This window comes from Paraburkholderia sp. Ac-20336 (genome assembly GCF_017105025.1).
In the GTDB taxonomy this organism is placed as follows: Bacteria; Pseudomonadota; Gammaproteobacteria; order Burkholderiales; family Burkholderiaceae; genus Paraburkholderia.
The window spans coordinates 1-18,771 of the sequence record NZ_JAAGPS010000142.1 but is presented as its reverse complement, the minus strand read 5'-3'; the positions used below and the strand labels follow the sequence as shown (position 1 = coordinate 18,771).

The 18,771-nt window shown below is 63.1% G+C and carries 16 protein-coding genes, 1 pseudogene and 1 riboswitch; of the genes and pseudogenes, 11 read left to right on the top strand and 6 right to left on the bottom strand.

The features are described 5' to 3' along the window. On the top strand, positions 1-718 hold a 718-nt coding region (locus GXB81_RS26605; RefSeq protein ID WP_205990763.1), incomplete at its 5' end, for a flagellar hook-length control protein FliK. A 402-nt stretch (positions 719-1,120) separates the two neighbouring features. Here GXB81_RS26605 and GXB81_RS26600 read toward each other — a convergent pair. The 5 genes and pseudogenes from GXB81_RS26600 to GXB81_RS26580 form a co-directional block, all read right to left on the bottom strand. Next, positions 1,121-1,522 (bottom strand): DUF1493 family protein, encoded by a 402-nt coding sequence (locus tag GXB81_RS26600; protein WP_241016529.1) that lies wholly within the window; start codon positions 1,520-1,522, stop codon positions 1,121-1,123. Continuing rightward, positions 1,494-1,991, bottom strand: a complete 498-nt coding sequence (locus tag GXB81_RS26595; protein WP_205990762.1) for an STM2901 family protein — start codon at positions 1,989-1,991, stop codon at positions 1,494-1,496. The genes GXB81_RS26600 and GXB81_RS26595 overlap by 29 nt, the downstream gene beginning before the upstream one ends. An 11-nt stretch (positions 1,992-2,002) precedes the next feature. After that, positions 2,003-2,476 (bottom strand): annotated as a pseudogene (locus GXB81_RS26590) (type VI secretion system tube protein Hcp). Then, positions 2,451-2,672: a hypothetical protein gene (locus GXB81_RS26585; protein ID WP_167284426.1), complete on the bottom strand. Its 222-nt coding sequence runs from the start codon at positions 2,670-2,672 to the stop codon at positions 2,451-2,453. Before GXB81_RS26585 ends, GXB81_RS26590 begins: the two are co-directional and overlap by 26 nt. Before the next feature lie 321 nt (positions 2,673-2,993). Beyond that, positions 2,994-4,412 (bottom strand): coniferyl aldehyde dehydrogenase, encoded by a 1,419-nt coding sequence (locus GXB81_RS26580; RefSeq protein WP_205990761.1) that lies wholly within the window; start codon positions 4,410-4,412, stop codon positions 2,994-2,996. A gap of 366 nt (positions 4,413-4,778) precedes the next feature. Between GXB81_RS26580 and GXB81_RS26575 the strand changes: the two genes are divergently transcribed. Continuing rightward, on the top strand, positions 4,779-6,443 hold the full coding sequence (locus GXB81_RS26575; RefSeq protein WP_167284428.1) for a GMC family oxidoreductase N-terminal domain-containing protein: 1,665 nt from the start codon (positions 4,779-4,781) through the stop codon (positions 6,441-6,443). A 151-nt stretch (positions 6,444-6,594) separates the two neighbouring features. On the opposite strand, the gene GXB81_RS26570 is transcribed toward GXB81_RS26575, so the two are convergent. After that, the gene (locus GXB81_RS26570; protein ID WP_167047420.1) at positions 6,595-7,563 is read right to left on the bottom strand and encodes a LysR family transcriptional regulator; all 969 of its coding nucleotides are present in this window, start codon (positions 7,561-7,563) and stop codon (positions 6,595-6,597) included. A gap of 116 nt (positions 7,564-7,679) precedes the next feature. After that, positions 7,680-7,813, top strand: a riboswitch (S-adenosyl-L-homocysteine riboswitch). Between the two features lie 33 nt (positions 7,814-7,846). Here GXB81_RS26570 and ahcY point away from each other — a divergent pair. From ahcY to GXB81_RS26525, 9 genes are all read left to right on the top strand, one after another. Beyond that, positions 7,847-9,265, top strand: a complete 1,419-nt coding sequence (gene ahcY, locus GXB81_RS26565; protein ID WP_167047423.1) for an adenosylhomocysteinase — start codon at positions 7,847-7,849, stop codon at positions 9,263-9,265. A 190-nt stretch (positions 9,266-9,455) separates the two neighbouring features. Further along, complete coding sequence (locus GXB81_RS26560; RefSeq protein ID WP_167047426.1) at positions 9,456-9,809, top strand: phage holin family protein; 354 nt, start codon at positions 9,456-9,458, stop codon at positions 9,807-9,809. A gap of 11 nt (positions 9,810-9,820) precedes the next feature. After that, complete coding sequence (gene metF / locus GXB81_RS26555) at positions 9,821-10,651, top strand: methylenetetrahydrofolate reductase [NAD(P)H] (protein ID WP_167047429.1); 831 nt, start codon at positions 9,821-9,823, stop codon at positions 10,649-10,651. Positions 10,652-10,976: 325 nt separating this feature from the next. Further along, the gene (locus GXB81_RS26550; protein WP_167047432.1) at positions 10,977-12,635 is read left to right on the top strand and encodes an ABC transporter substrate-binding protein; all 1,659 of its coding nucleotides are present in this window, start codon (positions 10,977-10,979) and stop codon (positions 12,633-12,635) included. Between the two features lie 194 nt (positions 12,636-12,829). Then, a complete protein-coding gene (locus GXB81_RS26545) occupies positions 12,830-14,461 on the top strand; it encodes an ABC transporter substrate-binding protein (RefSeq protein WP_167047435.1) in 1,632 nt (543 codons plus the stop codon). Positions 14,462-14,586: 125 nt separating this feature from the next. Continuing rightward, positions 14,587-15,597 (top strand): ABC transporter permease subunit, encoded by a 1,011-nt coding sequence (locus GXB81_RS26540; protein ID WP_167047438.1) that lies wholly within the window; start codon positions 14,587-14,589, stop codon positions 15,595-15,597. 6 nt (positions 15,598-15,603) lie between these two features. Next, a complete protein-coding gene (locus GXB81_RS26535) occupies positions 15,604-16,521 on the top strand; it encodes an ABC transporter permease subunit (protein ID WP_167047441.1) in 918 nt (305 codons plus the stop codon). A 2-nt stretch (positions 16,522-16,523) separates the two neighbouring features. Beyond that, positions 16,524-17,528, top strand: coding sequence for an ABC transporter ATP-binding protein (locus GXB81_RS26530; protein WP_167284431.1), 1,005 nt, complete (start codon positions 16,524-16,526; stop codon positions 17,526-17,528). Beyond that, on the top strand, positions 17,525-18,544 hold the full coding sequence (locus GXB81_RS26525) for a peptide ABC transporter ATP-binding protein (protein WP_205990760.1): 1,020 nt from the start codon (positions 17,525-17,527) through the stop codon (positions 18,542-18,544). Before GXB81_RS26530 ends, GXB81_RS26525 begins: the two co-directional genes overlap by 4 nt. Positions 18,545-18,771: the final 227 nt, after the last annotated feature.

Sequence of the window (18,771 nt, the reverse complement as noted above, 5' to 3'; positions counted from 1 at the left end):
CGGCAAGGGCTTGGGCGCGAGCCATGCCGCATCGACGGGCGCCGCCGCGACCGCGCTCAGCGATCCGGCGACAGCGAAGTCGGCCGCCGATGCCTTGACCGCGGCTGCATCCAGCAGCGCGCAGGCTGACAATCTCGCGACGGCGCGCAACGAGGCCGATGCGTCGAGTGCCGCGCTTGCCGCGACGCAGGCGGCGGCCAATGCCGCGAGTACGACGGCCGCGGTGCAGAGCACGGGCAACGCGAGTGCCGCGGCTGCTGCTGCGAATGCGTTGGCGCCGCAGGTCGGCACGAGCGATTGGGAGGAGGCGCTGAGTCAGAAGGTGGTGTTCTTGTCGAATGCGCATTCGCAGAGTGCCGAACTGACGTTGAATCCGAAGGATCTCGGGCCGTTGCAGGTCGTATTGCAGGTGGCCGATAACCATGCGCATGCGCTTTTTGTTTCGCAGCACCAGTCGGTGCGGGAGGCGGTCGAGGCGGCTTTGCCGAAGCTGCGGGAGGCGATGGAGTCCAATGGCATCGGGCTCGGAAGCGCGAGTGTGAGTGATGGGTTTGCCCGGCAGGGCGGCGGACAGCAGAACGCGGGGTCGAGTGGGCGTTCGGGAGGGAAGTCTTCGGGTGGCAGTGGTGGTGGTGCCATTGCCGGGGGCGGGGCGTCTGATAGTGGTGAGGTTGTTGCCGTGCGGCAGGCTGTGGGGTTGGTGGATACGTTTGTGTAGGTTTTTTCGTTGTTCTAGTGGTGTTGCCCCTGTGTGGGGCTGGGCTTTTTTGTCGTTGTTCCTGGGTTTGTTGGCCTTTCCTTGTGTTCATGTCGGTCTATTGGTGCCGCCCCGCACAGGGGAAATTACGAAAAACGACGCTGTATCGCCAGAAGCCTTGTCAGGAAAGACTTTGCGCGAATCGAACGCATGTAGAAAAGACGTTTTTATTTGCGTTCAGGACAATATGCGGACAAGTTCGGCAGGAATCCGGCAGACGCGTTTAGCGGGCTTCTGACGACTTGGCGATGGTTGAAGGGCAACGTATGCCCCGACCCGCGCGAGCGGCACAGCGGGCCGGGATTCAAGCGGTCGGGGTATCGGCGCGTATGGGTGAAGACGTGGTTTTCGGCGCGCCGGTCGTCAGTCGGTATCTTCGTTGGGACGGTCGGACTGCGTGTCCGCCTCTTCCTTCAACCTTTCGCTGTCCCATACGCCGAGGTCAATGGCATGTTGGAGCATTCCTAGCGTTAACTCCTCCTTCGGGAATCGCTTTACTCCACGACGCCGGTCAAGCCATCGCCCAATACACGACAGACCAACCTCAAGCCCTTCCGGACCGAAGTATCGCCCACCGTCATAGTCCCCTGACGCAACGTCGAATTCCCGAAAAAATGCCTCCATGAATTCATCCGCATCAATTCCCGTGACCCCCAAATCTCGCTCAATCTTTGTGGAGAGAGTTAACGTGTGCTTTCGCCACAATCCCGCCTGTTTCTCTACAAATTGAAGCAGATTATCCGAGGGTTCCGACTGTTGCATCATTTAATCTGTCCTCCGGTTTTACGATGGTGTTGTAGCGCAAGGTCGTTTTCGTGCTTATCACCACAACATCACAAATACCAATCACCCACCCAATTTCAGGAATAGTCCGACCAACAAAGGCTCCGACGTTATTCGTCCACGATATTTTTAGACTGAAAATTGTCCCTGTAATAGCGGGCAAGTAAGCTTTCTTTAGGCGGATATCAATCAGTTCCCGACAAATAAGTGATGCCACCGATACACCCGGAGTTGCCCCTCTGAATTTCGCACGTGTGCTCAAAAATGGATACCCCAGTATGAGCGACATCACGGCAACAACGTCTTGTGTTCCAAATTGTTTCGCCGCCTCTTCAGTCAATAGGCACAAATAAAGCTCAATCGGGGTTAAATCCTTTAGCGTCCCATAGCTATAAAGATTAATCTGTCTTGGTGGCGCGTCATTGCTTATCAGACTTTCATAGTCGTTCATAGATGCCCCGGTCAGGTCGCCGTGTTCTGCTTCACGTCGATTAGTGCGGTCACCGTGCCTTGACTGCCGCCAGTTACGCCTTGCACCACATACTCTTTCTTCAACCGGGCAAACGACAGCGCAACATGTTCTAGCGCCAATCTGTCTCCAGCCGCCGGTTCCACGTGCGTGATGATTACATCAGACATGGTGTATTTCAGGTATTCAAGCGGCAAACCACCAGCTTTGCGCATGGTCAACACCACTTTTAGAATATGTTTTCCCTGAAAGCAGTAGCTCGCAAGATTGGGGCTTGCCCGGTCAATCGTATGCGTAAAGTTCAAATCCGAAACCGAAGCCTTTGCCGCCCCACCACCTGAACCAGAATGCATACTGGACTTCTGCGTAACGTTTCAGTTCCAGCCAAGAACCTCAATTTCATCAGGGTGTGTCGCATCTTGCGATTCGCCCGCAATACCGTCAATTTTGAGAAAAATATCTGCCATTGCGATTCCAGTTATGGTTTGGGGCTTCCAGCGTACCCCTTATTCCCATTCGGATTTGCAAAACACTGTCAAGAGTTTGCGCCCCCTCAATCTTGGCCCGTGCCATGATGGCGCGGCCACGATATTCCTTCGCGGCAGTCGTGTTCAGGGCGCGCATGAACGCGCGGTCGATTTTGTGTTTCTGGTGGTTTGCCATTGCGTGTTCCCTTTGGACAATTTCAGGACAATGCACGCCGTGAACGGCTATGCACTACGCGACGCATCATGAACAGTAACTCATTGATTTTCAATGGTTTTGTGTGCTCAATGATACGTCAACGCACGCTATGAACAAGCAAAATCGCCCGCACAGGGGCAACGCCAATAGACCGGCATGAACACAAGGAAAGGCCAACACCGCAGAGAACAAAGACAAAGAAGCCCCGCACAGGGCCAACACCAATACCCCGACAAGAAAACAAAGAAAGGCCAACAAAACCAGAACAACGCCAAAAAAGCCCAGCCCTGCACAGGGCCCCTAAACCTTCATCATTAACTTCAACAAAACCTCCACCCGCCTCCCATAAGGCGGCGCAATCCACCCTCGCGCGTTGAACCGCGCCTGCGTCAACACCGGCTTCATCTTCGAGAAAGTCACAAACCCCTCATAACCGTGATACGCCCCCATGCCGCTCGCGCCCACCCCGCCGAACGGCAAACTCTCACACGCGAGATGCATCAGCGTTTCGTTCACCGCCATCCCGCCCGCGATCGTCTCATGCGTCACGCGCTCGATCGTGCCCGTATCGTCGGCATAGAGATAAAGCGCGAGCGGCCGCGGCCGCGCATTGATCCACGCGATCGCGTCGTCGAGCGTGTCGTATGGCACCAGCGGCAGCAGCGGCCCGAAAATCTCCTCCTGCATCAGCGCGCATTCGTCCGGCGCGCCCGTCACCGCGATCAACGGAAAACGCCGGCTCCCGGCATCGGGCACCGCGTCGGTCAGCGCATGCAGTTGCGCGCCGGCAGCCTGCGCTTCGTCGGCGAGACGTTCGAGCCGCTCGAAGTGACTCGCCGATATGATCGACGTGTAATCAGGATTCCGGATGAAGTCGGGGTACATCTTCGCCATGCGCACGCGCGCCCGCTCGATGAACGCCTGCTCCTTGCCGCGCGGCACCAGCACGTAGTCGGGCGCGATGCAGGTCTGCCCCGCGTTGAGCGTCTTGCCGGCGATGAGGTTGTCGACCGCGTTGTCGAAGCGCGCCTGCGCGCCGATGATCGCCGGCGACTTGCCGCCGAGTTCGAGCGTGACCGGCGTCAGATGCTCGGCCGCCGCGCGCATCACCTCGTGGCCGACCTTCGTCGAACCGGTGAAGAGCAGATGATCGAACGGCTGCGCGCTGAACGCGGCGGCAAGCGCCGCATCGCCGTTGACGACCGCGACGTGATTGCGCGCGAAGGTCTGACCGATCAACTGCTCGAATAGCGCCGAGGTGCGCGGCGTGAGTTCGGACATCTTGATGATCGCGCGATTGCCGGCCGTCAGTGCGCTGATCAGCGGCCCGACCGCGAGCAGCACCGGATAATTCCACGGCACGATGATGCCCACCACGCCGAGCGGCTGCGGCACCACCTTCGCGCGCGCGGGCAGCAGCCACTTGTTGGTGCTGCGGCGCTGTGCTTTCATCCAGCGCTTGCCGTGGCGCAGCGCGGCATCGATCTCTTCCTTCACGAGCAGGAATTCGGCGAGCAGCACTTCCTGCTTTGAGCGATTGCCGAAGTCGGTATGCATCGCCTCGGCGAGCGCGTCGCGATGGTCGAGCATGAGCTTGCGCAGCGCACGCAGATGCGCCGCGCGCGCGTCCCACGACGGATACGGCTCGCGCAGATACGCGTGACGCTGATCGCGCAGCAGCGCTTCGAGCGCGGCGACCTCCGGCAGATCGTTTTTCATCCGAGTCCACTCCCTGATCGATGACGGTGCGCGTGGGCCGCGCTGATGAGTTTGCTGGTTCGCTGGCACTGGTCGGCCATGCATCTGTTTGATCGCTACGTGTGACGCCGCGTGCGAGGGGGATGGCGCGCACCGCGTCATGTTTGAATGCCTCGCGCGGCCGGCTTGTGACCGGTTGGCGGCCGCGTATGCATGCCGCGCGCGTCGTTCATCATAGGGGCGCGACGGTACCGGCGTTTAGAGGAATCGCTCTGTCCCGAAGCCGCCGCAGCCTCCGCAACGCTCCCTACAATGCGCAGAAAACACACGTAGACAACTGTGCACGAGACAGGGTCCGCGCGCCACGCGGTCCATCAGGAGGAGCGCATGCAATATGACTACATCATCGTCGGGGCGGGCTCGGGTGGTTGCTCGCTCGCGAGCCGGCTCGCGGATAGCTGCCCCGATGCGACCATCGCGCTGATCGAAGCCGGTCCGCACACCGGGCGCAATCTGCTCGTGAACATGCCTGTGGGCGTCGCGGCCGTGGTGCCGAACCGGCTCAAGACCAACTACGGCTATCTGACCACGCCGCAGCCGGGGCTCGCCGGGCGGCGCGGTTATCAGCCGCGCGGACGCGGCTTCGGCGGATCGAGTGCGATCAACGCGATGATCTACACGCGCGGCCATCCGCTCGATTACGACGAATGGGCGCAGCTCGGCTGCGCGGGCTGGTCATGGGCCGACGTGCTGCCGTATTTTCGCCGCGCCGAAGGCAACGAGCGCGGCGCCGATGCATGGCACGGCGACACGGGGCCGCTGAGCGTATCCGATCTGCGCTTCCAGAATCCGTTTTCGAAACGCTTCGTGCAGGCCGCGCTCGAAGCGGGCTACAAACCGAATCGCGATTTCAACGGCGCGGACCAGGAAGGTATCGGCTTCTATCAGGTGACGCAGCGCGACGGCCGTCGTTGCAGCGTGGCGCGTGCCTATATCTACGACCGGCCGCGCGCGAATCTGCACATGATCGCCGATGCGACCGTGCTGCGCGTCGTCTTCGACGGCAAGCGCGCGAGCGGCGTCGAAATCGTGCGCGGCGGCCGCACCGAAACGCTCGAAGCGCGCGCCGAGGTCGTGCTTGCCGCGGGCGCGTTCAATTCGCCGCAACTGTTGATGTGCTCGGGCATCGGGCCGGCCGCGCAATTGCGCTCGCTCGGCATCGACGTATTGCACGATGCGCCGGACGTCGGCCGCAACCTCATCGATCATGTCGATTTCACGATCAACAAGCGCACGAAGTCGATCGAGCCAACCGGCTTCTCGGTGCGCGGCATCGCGCGGATGCTGCCGCAATTCGTCACGTTCATGCGGCATGGGCGCGGCATGCTGTCGAGCAATGTGGCCGAGGCCGGCGGCTTTCTGAAGAGCCGGCCGACGCTCGAACGGCCCGATCTGCAACTGCATTTCTGCGCCGCGCTCGTCGACGATCACAATCGCCACATGCATTGGGGCCACGGCTATTCGCTGCACGTGTGCGTGCTGCGTCCGCATAGCCGCGGCACGGTCACGCTCGCGAGCGCCGATGCGCGCGTCGCGCCGCTGATCGATCCGTGCTTCCTCGGCGATACGCGCGATCTCGATCTGCTCGTCGACGGCGTGAAGATGGCGCGGCGCATTCTCGATGCGCCATCGCTCGCGCTGTATGGCGGTCAGGAGCTGTACACGCGGCCGGGGCAATCGGATGCGGAGTTGCGTCAGACTATCGCGAGGCATGCCGACACGATCTATCACCCGGTCGCGACGTGCCGCATGGGCGGCGACGCGCGCTCGGTCGTCGATCCGCAATTGCGCGTGCGGGGTGTGAGCGGGCTGCGGATCGTCGATGCATCGGTGATGCCGACGCTGATCGGCGGCAACACCAATGCGCCGACGGTGATGATCGGCGAGCGCGCGGCCGAGTTGATCGCGGCGAGCCGGCGGGAAGGGGAGGGCGCGCTGCGGGCCGTGAGCGGTGTGGGTAGCGTGAGTGGCGTGGCGGCGCGCGCGGCGTGAGGTGATGTGAGGTGATGTGACGTGAGGCTGACGAGGTGATGGCGAAAGGTTCGAGAGCACCACGGCAACCGATGCGCAGCGACGCAAACGCCTGGCCAAACTAAGGAGCTAACCAACTAACGCGCCACGCATCCAGGCCTTCCACCGCACGTCATTCGGCCGCAGACGTTGACGCGCCACCCGCCGTCGCAATTCCGTTCAAGCCAATCCCCGGCCCGAGCATGAAGTCATCGTTGACCTGTGCCGGCAGCGTTTCGCGCGCGAGGTCGAGCCACGCGCGCGCCGCATGCGACAGATAGCCGTTGCGGCGCCAGCCGATCGCCATTTCCCACGGAATCTCCGGCTCGACGACCGGCAGGCAGGTGAACTGCGCGGGATCGAGCCGCCGGCAATACGGCGCGGGCAGGAGCGCGATGCCGACCCCGGCGAGCACCAGCGCCGCCATGAAATCCCAGTGCCCGCTGCGCCCGACGATCGTCGGTGCGAAACCAGCCGCGCGGCACGCGTTGAGCACGACGTCGTTGAGCGCGAGGCTCTCGCCGTAGAACACGAATGGTTCGTTCGCGAGCTGCGCGAGCGGCACTGCGCGCAGTGCATCCCAACGCGAGCCGTTGCGCGCGACGAGCCAGAGCAACTGACGCGAGATCGGTAGCACGTCGATATGCTCGGGATCGACCGGTTGCAGCACACCGCCCAATTCGAGCTCGCCATCGATCAGCGCCGCTTCGATCGCGCGCGAACCCTGCTCGAACAGCTTTAGTTCGATCTTCGGATAGCGCTGGCGGAACGCGGCAATCGCCGGCGTGAACAGCGCACCGCCCATCGGCGGGATGCCGATCGTCAGTTCGCCGCGCCCGAGCGTGTCGAGATCGTTGAGTTCGGATTGCAACTGCGCATGCGCGGCCAGCACGTCCTGGCCGCGCTGATAGACGATCCGGCCGGCGTCGGTGAGCACCATCTGGCGGCCGTCGCGCAGCAGAAGCGGCGAGCCGATCTCGTCTTCCAGCGACTTGACCATCTTGCTGATGGTCGGCTGCGTGACGAACATCTGCTCGGCGGCCACGGTGAAGCTCTGCTGACGGACCACTTCGACGAAATAGCGCAGCGCACGCAGCTCCATGATCCTGTCTCCAGATTCCAGATAGGAATGATTCGGGCGATTGTAAGTCATGGCATTGATGGCGCGACGGCGTCTGTCATGCCAGATGCCATGCCGATTTGCTACAATCGCCGTTCGTCTTCGAGGAGCGTTGCGACGGGTACCGCGAATCCCTATTCGCCGGCCGCCCGCCAGGCTCGAAGGCTTCAATCGGAGGGCCGGATGCGCGTTGCGGCATCCCATCCCCCGCATCGAACCGCGCTCACGTCACATTTCTAGTCAATTTCTTAGAAAGGAGGGCGTGATGAACGCCGCAGTCATCGATTCCCAGAACCAGGATTACCTCGTTGCCGACATGTCGCTGGCCGACTGGGGCCGCAAGGAACTCACGATTGCCGAGACCGAAATGCCCGGGCTCATGCAAACGCGTGAAGAATACAAGGCGCAGCAGCCGCTGAAGGGCGCGCGCATCGCAGGTTCGCTGCACATGACGATCCAGACCGGCGTGCTGATCGAGACGCTGACCGCGCTCGGCGCCGACGTGCGCTGGGCCTCGTGCAACATCTTCTCGACCCAGGACCACGCCGCCGCCGCGATCGCGCAGGCCGGCACGCCGGTGTTCGCGTTCAAGGGCGAATCGCTCGACGAATACTGGGAGTTCTCGCACCGCATCTTCGAATGGCCGAACGGCGAGTTCGCCAACATGATCCTCGACGACGGCGGCGACGCCACGCTCCTGCTGATCCTCGGCTCGAAGGCCGAGAAAGACCGCTCGGTGATCGCGAAGCCGACCAACGAGGAAGAAGTCGCACTGTACAAGTCGATCGCGACGCACCTCGATGCCGATCCGGCGTGGTACTCGAAGCGCCTCGCGCACATCAAGGGCGTCACCGAGGAAACCACCACCGGCGTGCACCGTCTGTACCAGATGGAGAAGGAAGGCCGCCTGCCGTTCCCGGCGATCAACGTCAACGACTCGGTCACGAAGTCGAAGTTCGACAACCTGTACGGCTGCCGCGAGTCGCTCGTCGACGGCATCAAGCGCGCGACCGACGTGATGATTGCGGGCAAGATCGCGGTCGTGGCCGGTTACGGCGACGTGGGCAAGGGCTGCGCGCAATCGCTGCGCGGTCTCGGCGCGACGGTGTGGGTGACCGAAATCGATCCGATCTGCGCATTGCAGGCGGCGATGGAAGGCTACCGCGTCGTGACGATGGAATACGCGGCCGACAAGGCCGACATCTTCGTGACAGCCACCGGCAACTACCACGTGCTGAACCACGATCACCTGAAGGCGATGCGCCATAACGCGATCGTCTGCAACATCGGCCACTTCGACTCGGAAATCGACGTTGCGTCGACTCGCCAGTACCAGTGGGAAAACATCAAGCCGCAAGTCGACCACATCATTTTCCCGGACGGCAAGCGCGTGATCCTGCTGGCCGAAGGCCGCCTCGTGAACCTCGGCTGCGCGACGGGCCACCCGTCGTTCGTGATGTCGAACTCGTTCACGAACCAGACGCTCGCGCAGATCGAACTGTTCACGCAGGGCGCGAAGTACGAGAACAAGGTGTACGTGCTGCCGAAGCATCTCGACGAGAAGGTCGCGCGTCTGCACCTCGCGCGCATCGGCGCGAACCTGACCGTGCTGTCCGACGAGCAGGCCGGCTACATCGGCGTCGACAAGAACGGTCCGTTCAAGCCGAACCACTACCGCTATTGAGCACGCGCGCGCACTTCGGTGCGCGCTGGCTCATCGGCACGCGGGCGGCTACGCAGGCGCAACGTCGCCAGGGCGCAAGGGCATCACCGGAACGGGGCGGCGCATCATGCGCCGCTTTGTTCACTCGCCCGGCTCGCCTCTAGCCGTCTTTTTTTCGTTCAACGGACATCCGGCCCACAAGGAGTTCTCCATGACCGTGCTGCTCACCTGGCTCATCAACGCGCTCGCGCTGCTGATCATCACCTACCTCGTCCCGTCGATCCATATCCGCAGCTTCGGCACGGCGCTGATCGTCGCGGTCGTGCTCGGCCTCATCAACGCGGTCCTGCGGCCGGTGCTGATCCTGCTGACGCTGCCGGTCACGATTCTCACGCTCGGGCTCTTCATTCTGGTGGTCAACGCGCTGTGCTTCTGGCTGTGCGCGTCGCTGCTGAAGGGCTTCGAGGTGTCGGGCTTCTGGTCGGCGTTCTTCGGCTCGATCCTGTACAGCATCGTGTCGTGGCTGCTGTCCGCGCTTATCTTCGGCAACCGCAGTCTCGGTTGACCCACTGAATCATGAATCCGATCGAACTCTCATTCGAATTCTTTCCGCCGAAAACCCAGGACGGCCTCGACAAGCTGCGCGCGACGCGCGCGCAACTCGTGCCGTTCAAACCCAAGTTCGTGTCCGTGACGTTCGGCGCGGGCGGCTCGACGCAACAGGGCACGCTCGACACCGTCATCGAGATGGCGAAGGAAGGCCTCGAGGCCGCGCCGCATCTGTCGTGCGTCGGCTCGTCGAAGGACAACCTGCGCGCGATCCTCAACGAGTACCGCGCGCACGGCATCCGCCATATCGTCGCGCTGCGCGGCGACCTGCCCTCGGGCATGGGCTCGGTCGGCGAGCTGCGCTATGCGTCGGAACTCGTCAGCTTCATTCGCGCCGAGTTCGGCGACTGGTTCTGGATCGAGGTGGCCGGCTATCCGGAATACCATCCGCAGGCGCGCTCGCCGCGTCACGATCTCGAAAACTTCGCGCGCAAGGTGAAGGCCGGCGCGAACTCCGCGATCACGCAGTACTTCTTCAACGCGGACGCGTACTTCCGTTTCGTCGACGATGCGAGGAAGCTCGGCGTCGACGTGCCGATCGTGCCGGGCATCATGCCGATCACGAACTTCTCGCAGCTGATGCGCTTCTCCGAAATGTGCGGCGCCGAAGTGCCGCGCTGGGTTGCTCGCCGGCTCGAGAGTTTCGGCGACGATCGCGAGTCGATCCGCGCGTTCGGGCTCGACGTGGTGACGAACCTGTGCCAGCGCCTCGTCGATGCGAAGGTGCCGGGTCTGCACTTCTACACGCTGAACGCCGCCGCTGCCACCCGGGCGATCTGCGAGCGGCTCGGCGCCTGAGCGCGGGACTGGCGCCCGCGGGCCGTCGTCCGCGAGCGTAACCGTCCCGAGCGCACGGCCAACCCATCGGCTTCCGCGCGGCCGCAACGGTCGCGCGGCTTCGCGCACTCCCTATCCCAGCACGCCTTGAAGGCGTCTTGCGCCAGCCGGCAAACCGCCTGAACCAGCTGCCATGCCATCGCGCTTGTCCCAGGAAAAACCCTCGCGCGAGGTGCGATCGAGGCGGGAATTTGTCGCCAACAGCGTGGTAAGTACCTGTTGAAGCTCGATTTTGTGCTGTCTATGATCGAAAAACGCAGCCACCCAGGCTACTGCGGAGGACGATATGACAGTGACAAGAAAGACTGCGGCACAACGATGGTTGACGCTTCATGAGTTCTGCCTTCCCGCTCTCGCCGCATGCGCGCTCGCCACGGCCAGCCTCGCGCCTGCCTCGACCGAGGCGGCCACGCTGCCCGACAAGACGCTCATCTTCTGCTCGGAAGGCAGTCCGGCCGGCTTCGACACCGCGCAATACACGACCAGCGTCGAATTTACCGCCGGCTCGTACACGGTCTATAACCGGCTCGTCGAATTCGCGCGCGGCAGCACCGACATCGAGCCGGGCCTCGCCGAAAAGTGGGACGTCTCGCCGGACAATCTCACCTACACGTTCCATCTGCGCCACGGCGTCAAATTCCAGACCACCTCGTTCTTCAAGCCGACCCGCGAATTCAACGCGGACGATGTCGTCTTTACCTACGAGCGCATGCTCGATCCCGATAATGCGTTCCACAAGGCGTATCCGGTCAACTTCCCGTATTTCAACGACCTCGGCCTCGCGAAGAACATCGCGAAGATCGAGAAGGTCGACCCGTACACGGTGCGCTTCACGCTGAAGGAAGTCGACGCGCCGTTCCTGCAGCAGATCGCGATGCCGTTCGCGTCGATCCTGTCGGCCGAATATGCCGACCAGCTGCTGAAGGCGGGCAAGGCGTCCGACATCAACCAGTACCCGGTCGGCACGGGGCCGTTCATCTTCCGCAGCTACACGAAGGACGACACGATCCGCTTCGACGGCAATCCCGACTACTGGAAGCCGGGCATCGTGAAGGTCGGCAAGCTGATCTTCTCGATCACGGTCGATCCGGCCGTGCGTCTGCAAAAACTCAAGCGCGGCGAATGCCAGGTGATGAGCTATCCGCGTCCGGCCGACATTGCCGCCGTGAAGGCGGACCCGTCGCTCGCGATGCCGAGCGAAGTCGGCTTCAACCTCGGCTATATCGCCTACAACACGACGAAGAAGCCGCTCGACAACGTGCTCGTGCGCCGCGCGCTCGACATGGCGATCAACAAGAAGGCGATCATCGAGTCGGTGTACCAGGGCGCGGGCCAGCTCGCGACCAACCCGATGCCGCCGACGCAATGGGGCTACGACAAGAATCTGAAGGACGCGCCCTACGACGTCGACAAGGCGAAGGCGCTGCTCAAGCAGGCCGGCTATCCCGATGGCTTCGAGCTGTCGCTATGGGCCATGCCGGTGCAGCGCCCGTATAACCCGAACGCGCGGCTGATGGCGGAAATGCTGCAGGCGGACTGGGCGAAGATCGGCGTCAAGGTGAATATCGGCACGTACGAGTGGGGCGAGTACATCCGCCGCGCGCATGCGGGCGAGCATCAGGCGATGCTGATCGGCTGGACCGGCGACTACGGCGACCCCGACAACTGGCTCGGCGTGTTGCTCGGCTGCGACGCGGTGAACGGCAGCAACTTCTCGAAGTGGTGCTACAAGCCCTATGACGATCTCATCAAGCAGGGCCGCAGCACGACCAACATGGCCGAGCGCACCAAGGCTTATACCGGGGCTCAGGAGATCTTCAAGGACCAGGTGCCGTTCACGCCGATTGCCCACTCCACGGTGTATCAGCCGATCAGCAAGAACGTGACGGGCTTTAAGATCGATCCGTTCGGGCCCACGCAATTCATGGGCGTGGGTTTGAAATAAGCACGGGCGGCGCGTTTTTTGCGCCGTTTTTTGCTGCGAGCCGCGCGCGCCGGGCTGCTCACGCGCGCGGCAAAACGTTTGCCTGAACTGTTTCCTATCGTCAACAGAGGGAATTTCCTCTGCTTGGTGGCCGGCCCAAGCTCAAGTAATATCCCGCTACGCTGGCGCAAGCCGGCCACGATCCTGGAGGAAACATGAAGCAAAACAATCTGTTGCGCGTCGCGCGTAGGACAACGCTCGTCGCTGCCACAGCGGCATCTCTCATCGGCGCGACGTGCGCGCAGGCTGCGGGGATTCCGAACAAGACGCTCGTCTACTGCTCAGAAGGCAGTCCCGCGGGCTTCGATCCGGCGCAGTACACCACGGGCGTCGATTTCACGGCCAATACGTTCACCGTCTATAACCGCCTCGTCGAATTCGAGCGCGGCGGCACCAAGGTCGAGCCCGGCCTCGCCGAAAAATGGGACGTCTCGCCGGACGGCAAGACCTACACGTTCCATCTGCGCCACGGCGTGAAATTCCAGACCACCTCGTTCTTCAAGCCGACGCGCGACTTCAATGCCGACGACGTGATCTTCACGTTCGAGCGCATGCTCGATCCGAACCAGCCGTTCCGCAAGGCGTACCCGGTGCAGTTCCCGTACTTCACCGACATGGGCCTCGACAAGCTGATCACGAAGGTCGAGAAGGTCGACCCGTACACGGTCAAGTTCACGCTGAAGGAAGTCAACGCGCCGTTCATCCAGAACCTGGCGATGGAATACGCATCGATTCTCTCGGCCGAGTACACGGATCAGCTGCTGAAGGCCGGCAAGGCCGCCGACATCAACCAGTACCCGGTCGGCACGGGCCCGTTCATTTTCCGCAGCTACACGAAGGACGCGACGATCCGCTTCGACGGCAATCCCGAGTACTGGAAGCCGAACGCGGTGAAGATCTCGAAGCTGATCTTCTCGATCACGCCGGATGCCGGCGTGCGCGTGCAGAAGATCAAGCGCGACGAATGCCAGGTGATGAGCTATCCGCGCCCGGCCGACATCGCGCCGCTGAAGGCCGAGCCGAACCTCGACATGCCTTCGCAGCCGGGCTTCAACCTCGGCTACCTCGCGTTCAACGTGACGCACAAGCCGGTCGACAAGCTCGAAGTGCGTCAGGCGCTCGACATGGCGATCAACAAGAAGGCGATCATCGAGTCGGTGTATCAGGGCGCGGGCCAGCTCGCGACCAACCCGATGCCGCCGACGCAGTGGTCGTTCGTCAAGAACCTGCCGGCCGCCTCGTACGATCCGGCCAAGGCCAAGGATCTGCTCGCGAAGGCCGGCTACCCGAACGGCTTCGACATCACGCTGTGGGCGATGCCCGTGCAGCGCGCCTACAACCCGAACGCGCGCCTGATGGCGGAAATGATCCAGGCCGACTGGGCCAAGATCGGCGTGAAGGCGAAGATCGTCACGTATGAGTGGGGCGAGTACATCAAGCGCGCGCACGCGGGCGAGGACGACACGATGCTGATCGGCTGGACCGGCGACAACGGCGATCCGGACAACTGGCTCGGCACGCTGCTCGGCTGCGAGGCGATCAACGGCAACAACTTCTCGAAGTGGTGCTACAAGCCGTTCGACGATCTGATCCAGAAGGGCCGCACGACGTCGGACGTGGCGACGCGCACGAAGCTGTACGGCGACGCGCAGCACATCTTCGCGCAGCAATTGCCGTTCTCGCCGATCGCGCACTCGACCGTCTATCAGCCGGTCAGCAAGAAGGTGGTCGACATGCGCATCGAACCGCTCGGCTATGCGCGTTTCGACGGCGTGAGTGTCAAGTAATTCGTAACATTGACGCAGTACGCTTTTCGCACGGTTAGAAAACTGGTCGAAATGGTCCGGCGACCGGGGTCACGAGCCCTCGTCGCCGGTTGCGTTTTTTCATCACAAGACCAAAGGGACGAGCCATGTTCCGTTTCGTTTTGCGCCGTATTGGCATGGTGATACCGACGTTCATCGGCATCACGATCCTCGCGTTCGCGCTGATTCACCTGATTCCGGGCGATCCCATCGAAGTGATGATGGGCGAGCGCGGCGTCGATCCCGCGATGCACGCTGCCGCGATGCACCGCCTCGGGCTCGACGAACCCCTGCCGATGCAGTACGTCCACTACATCGGCCGTGCGCTGCACGGCGACCTCGGCACCTCGATCATCACCAACACGAGCGTGATGGGCGAATTCCTCGCGCGCTTTCCCGCCACCGTCGAACTGTCGATCTGCGCGATGCTGTTCGCGTTGATCGTCGGTCTGCCGGCGGGCGTGTTCGCGGCCTTGCGGCGCGGCACGGTGGTCGATCACGGCGTGATGGGCACCGCGCTGACCGGCTACTCGATGCCGATCTTCTGGTGGGGCTTGATCCTCATCATGGTGTTCTCGGTCAAGCTCGGCTGGACGCCGGTGTCGGGCCGCATCGCGGTCGAATACGACATTCCGCACGTGACCGGCTTCATGCTGATCGACGCGCTGATGTCGACCGACGAAGGCGCGTTCACCTCGGCCGTGAGCCACCTGATCCTGCCGGCGATCGTGCTCGGCACGATTCCGCTCGCGGTCGTTGCGCGCATGACGCGCTCGTCGATGCTCGAAGTGCTGCGCGAGGATTACATCCGCACCGCGCGCGCGAAGGGCTTGTCGCCGGCGCGGGTGATCGTCGTGCATGCGTTGCGCAACGCATTGATTCCGGTCGTGACCGTGATCGGCCTGCAGGTCGGCACGCTGCTTGCTGGCGCGGTGCTGACCGAAACGCTGTTTTCCTGGCCGGGCATCGGCAAATGGCTGATCGACGCGATCGGCCGGCGCGATTATCCGGTCGTGCAGGGCGGCATTCTGCTGATCGCCACGCTGGTGATCGTCGTGAACCTCGTCGTCGATCTGTTGTACGGCGTGCTCAATCCGCGCATTCGCCATACGAGGTAAATCACTATGGCTGACATTCAAAACACCGTTCCCCAATCGGTCGCCCCGCCGAGCGGCCGTGCGCTCGCCGCCCGCGAATTCTGGGCCAACTTCTCGCGCAACCGCGGCGCGGTTGGTGCAGGCATCGTCGTGCTCGTGCTGATCTTCGTCGCGATCTTCGCACCGCTGATCGCGCCGCACAGCCCGATCGAGCAGTACCGCGACTCGGTGAAGATTCCGCCGGCGTGGCTCGACGGCGGCAACTGGAAGTTCATTCTCGGCACCGACGAAGCGGGCCGCGACATCCTCTCGCGTCTGATGTACGGCGCGCGACTGTCGTTCTGGATCGGCTTCGTGTCGGTCGTGCTCGCGCTGATTCCGGGCATCGTGCTCGGCCTTATCGCCGCGTTCTTCGAGAAGTGGGCCGACACGCCGATCATGCGCATCATGGACGTGCTGCTCGCGCTGCCGTCGCTGCTGCTCGCGGTCGCGGTGGTCGCGATCATCGGCCCCGGTCTCGTCAACACGATGCTCGCGATCGCGATCGTCGCGCTGCCGGGTTACGTGCGTCTCACGCGCGCATCGGCGCAAGGCGAGTTGCAGAAGGAGTACGTGACTGCTTCGCGCGTGGCCGGTGCCGGCACCTTGCGGCTGATGTTCTCGCAGGTGCTGCCGAACTGCACGGCGCCTTTGATCGTGCAGGCGACGCTCGGCTTTTCCTCGGCGATTCTCGATGCCGCCGCGCTCGGCTTCCTCGGCCTCGGCGTGCAGCCGCCGTCGGCGGAGTGGGGCGCGATGCTCGCGTCGGCACGCGATTACATCGACAGCGCATGGTGGATCGTCACGATGCCGGGCCTCTCCATCCTGATCTCGGTGCTCGCGATCAACCTGCTCGGCGACGGGCTGCGCGACGCGCTCGACCCCAAATTGAAGCGGATGGCCTGAACATGAATAACCTGCTGACCATCCGCAATCTCGCGGTCAACTTCAGCGGCCTGCCCGCGGTCGACCGCATCAATCTCGACGTCGCGCCCGGCGAAGTGCTCGGCGTGGTCGGCGAATCGGGCTCGGGCAAGAGCGTGACGATGATGGCGCTGATGGGCCTGATCGACGCGCCCGGCAAGGTCACCGCCGACGAAGTCACGTTCGACGGCAAGAACCTGCTGAAGGCCTCGGCGAAGGAGCGCCGCAGGATCATCGGCAAGGACATCGCGATGGTGTTCCAGGACGCGCTGACGAGCCTGAACCCGAGCTACACGGTCGGCTATCAGATCAAGGAAGTGCTGAAGCTGCACGAGGGCCTGCGCGGCGGCGCGCTGGACAAGCGCGCGCTCGAACTGCTCGACCAGGTCGGCATTCCCGATGCGAAGAGCCGCATCGGCGCGTTTCCGCATCAGATGTCGGGCGGCATGAACCAGCGCGTGATGATCGCGATGGCGATCGCCTGCAACCCGAAGCTGCTGATCGCCGACGAGCCGACCACCGCGCTCGACGTGACGATCCAGGCGCAGATCATGGAATTGCTGATGCGCCTGCAGAAGGAACGCGGCATGGCGCTCGTGCTGATTTCGCACGATCTGGCCGTGGTCTCCGAAGTCGCGCAGCGCGTCGCGGTCATGTACGCTGGCGAGGTGATCGAAACGAACCGGGTGCCCGATATTTTCGCGGCGCCTCATCATCCGTACACGGAAGCGCTGCTGGCCGCGATTCCCGAGCACAACGTGGGCGCGGTGCGGCTCGCGGCGTTGCCGGGCATGGTGCCGGGCCGCGACGACCGTCCGAAGGGGTGTCTGTTCGCGCCGCGCTGCAAATACGTGGCCGACGACTGCCTGAAGGCGCGGCCCGCGCTCACGCCGCTGCAAGGTCATGCGGACTTCACGCGCGTGCGTTGCATCAAGCCGCTGAACCTCGACAAGGACGCCAACGTTCACACGCAAGGAGGCGCCCGATGAGCGCAGTACCCGAAACCGGCCGCGAGCCGGATCGTGCCGGCGACCACGTGCTCGTCGCCGATCGGCTCGCGCGCTACTACACGGTCAAGCGCAGCATGTTCGCGTCGGGCACGGTGAAGGCGCTGAACGGCGTCTCGTTCGCGCTCGAACGCGGCAAGACGCTCGCGGTGGTCGGCGAGTCCGGCTGCGGCAAGTCGACGCTCGCGCGCCAGCTGACGATGATCGAAACGCCGAGTGCGGGCCGTCTGCTGATCGACGGCGAGGACGTGGCCGGTGCGAATCACGAGAAGATCGCGGCGCTCAGGCGGCGCGTGCAGATGGTGTTCCAGAACCCGTTCGCCTCGCTCAATCCGCGCAAGACCGTCGAGCAGACGCTCGGCGAGCCGCTCGCGATCAACACGGCCTTGACGGCGACCGAGCGCGCCGAACGCATCGCGCAGATGATGCGCACGGTCGGCCTGCGGCCCGAGCATGCGAAGCGTTATCCGCATATGTTCTCGGGCGGTCAGCGTCAGCGTGTGGCGATTGCGCGCGCGATGATCCTCGATCCGCAGATCGTGGTCGCCGATGAACCGGTGTCCGCGCTCGACGTGTCGATCCAGGCGCAGATCCTGAACCTGTTCATGGACCTGCAGGATCAGTTCAGGACGAGTTATGTGTTCATCTCGCACAACCTCTCGGTGGTCGAGCATATCGCCGACGACGTGATGGTGATGTACTTCGGCGGCGTCGCCGAACTCGGCGACAAGCAGCGCATCTTCTCGAAGCCGCGCCATCCGTACACGCGCGCGCTGATGTCGGCGACGCCGTCGATCTTCGAAGCGGACCGCACGATCAAGATCAAGCTGCAGGGCGAAATGCCTTCGCCGCTCAATCCGCCGTCGGGCTGCACGTTCCATCAGCGCTGCCCGTACGTGATCGATCGTTGCCGCAGCGAGGAGCCGAAGCTGCGCGAGGTGGATGGCCGCCAGGTCTCGTGTCACCGCGCCGAGGAGGTGGGGGACGTGGATGCCTGATGTGGCGGCGGCGCGTCGTCTTGCGCGCCGCTTGCGTGGGGGCGGCCGCGCGGCTGCCTTCTCGCGGCGCTCAGGAGCGCGTGCGCCGGGTGGCGTCGCGCTCGTGGGCGCTTTTTTCTGCGCAGTTTTCTCTACGCTTTTCTCCGCATTTTTCTCGTCGGGGCTCGCGCTGTATCTCGGCGCGGCCGTCCCCCATCTCGCCCACGCGGCCGGCGCGGCGGCCAATA

Coding starts and splice junctions, on each gene's coding strand:
- GXB81_RS26600 (WP_241016529.1), bottom strand. CDS start 1,522: ATGATGCAACAGTCGGAACCCTCGGATAATCTGCTTCAATTTGTAGAG.
- GXB81_RS26595 (WP_205990762.1), bottom strand. CDS start 1,991: ATGAACGACTATGAAAGTCTGATAAGCAATGACGCGCCACCAAGACAG.
- GXB81_RS26585 (WP_167284426.1), bottom strand. CDS start 2,672: ATGGCAAACCACCAGAAACACAAAATCGACCGCGCGTTCATGCGCGCC.
- GXB81_RS26580 (WP_205990761.1), bottom strand. CDS start 4,412: ATGAAAAACGATCTGCCGGAGGTCGCCGCGCTCGAAGCGCTGCTGCGC.
- GXB81_RS26575 (WP_167284428.1), top strand. CDS start 4,779: ATGCAATATGACTACATCATCGTCGGGGCGGGCTCGGGTGGTTGCTCG.
- GXB81_RS26570 (WP_167047420.1), bottom strand. CDS start 7,563: ATGGAGCTGCGTGCGCTGCGCTATTTCGTCGAAGTGGTCCGTCAGCAG.
- ahcY (WP_167047423.1), top strand. CDS start 7,847: ATGAACGCCGCAGTCATCGATTCCCAGAACCAGGATTACCTCGTTGCC.
- GXB81_RS26560 (WP_167047426.1), top strand. CDS start 9,456: ATGACCGTGCTGCTCACCTGGCTCATCAACGCGCTCGCGCTGCTGATC.
- metF (WP_167047429.1), top strand. CDS start 9,821: ATGAATCCGATCGAACTCTCATTCGAATTCTTTCCGCCGAAAACCCAG.
- GXB81_RS26550 (WP_167047432.1), top strand. CDS start 10,977: ATGACAGTGACAAGAAAGACTGCGGCACAACGATGGTTGACGCTTCAT.
- GXB81_RS26545 (WP_167047435.1), top strand. CDS start 12,830: ATGAAGCAAAACAATCTGTTGCGCGTCGCGCGTAGGACAACGCTCGTC.
- GXB81_RS26540 (WP_167047438.1), top strand. CDS start 14,587: ATGTTCCGTTTCGTTTTGCGCCGTATTGGCATGGTGATACCGACGTTC.
- GXB81_RS26535 (WP_167047441.1), top strand. CDS start 15,604: ATGGCTGACATTCAAAACACCGTTCCCCAATCGGTCGCCCCGCCGAGC.
- GXB81_RS26530 (WP_167284431.1), top strand. CDS start 16,524: ATGAATAACCTGCTGACCATCCGCAATCTCGCGGTCAACTTCAGCGGC.
- GXB81_RS26525 (WP_205990760.1), top strand. CDS start 17,525: ATGAGCGCAGTACCCGAAACCGGCCGCGAGCCGGATCGTGCCGGCGAC.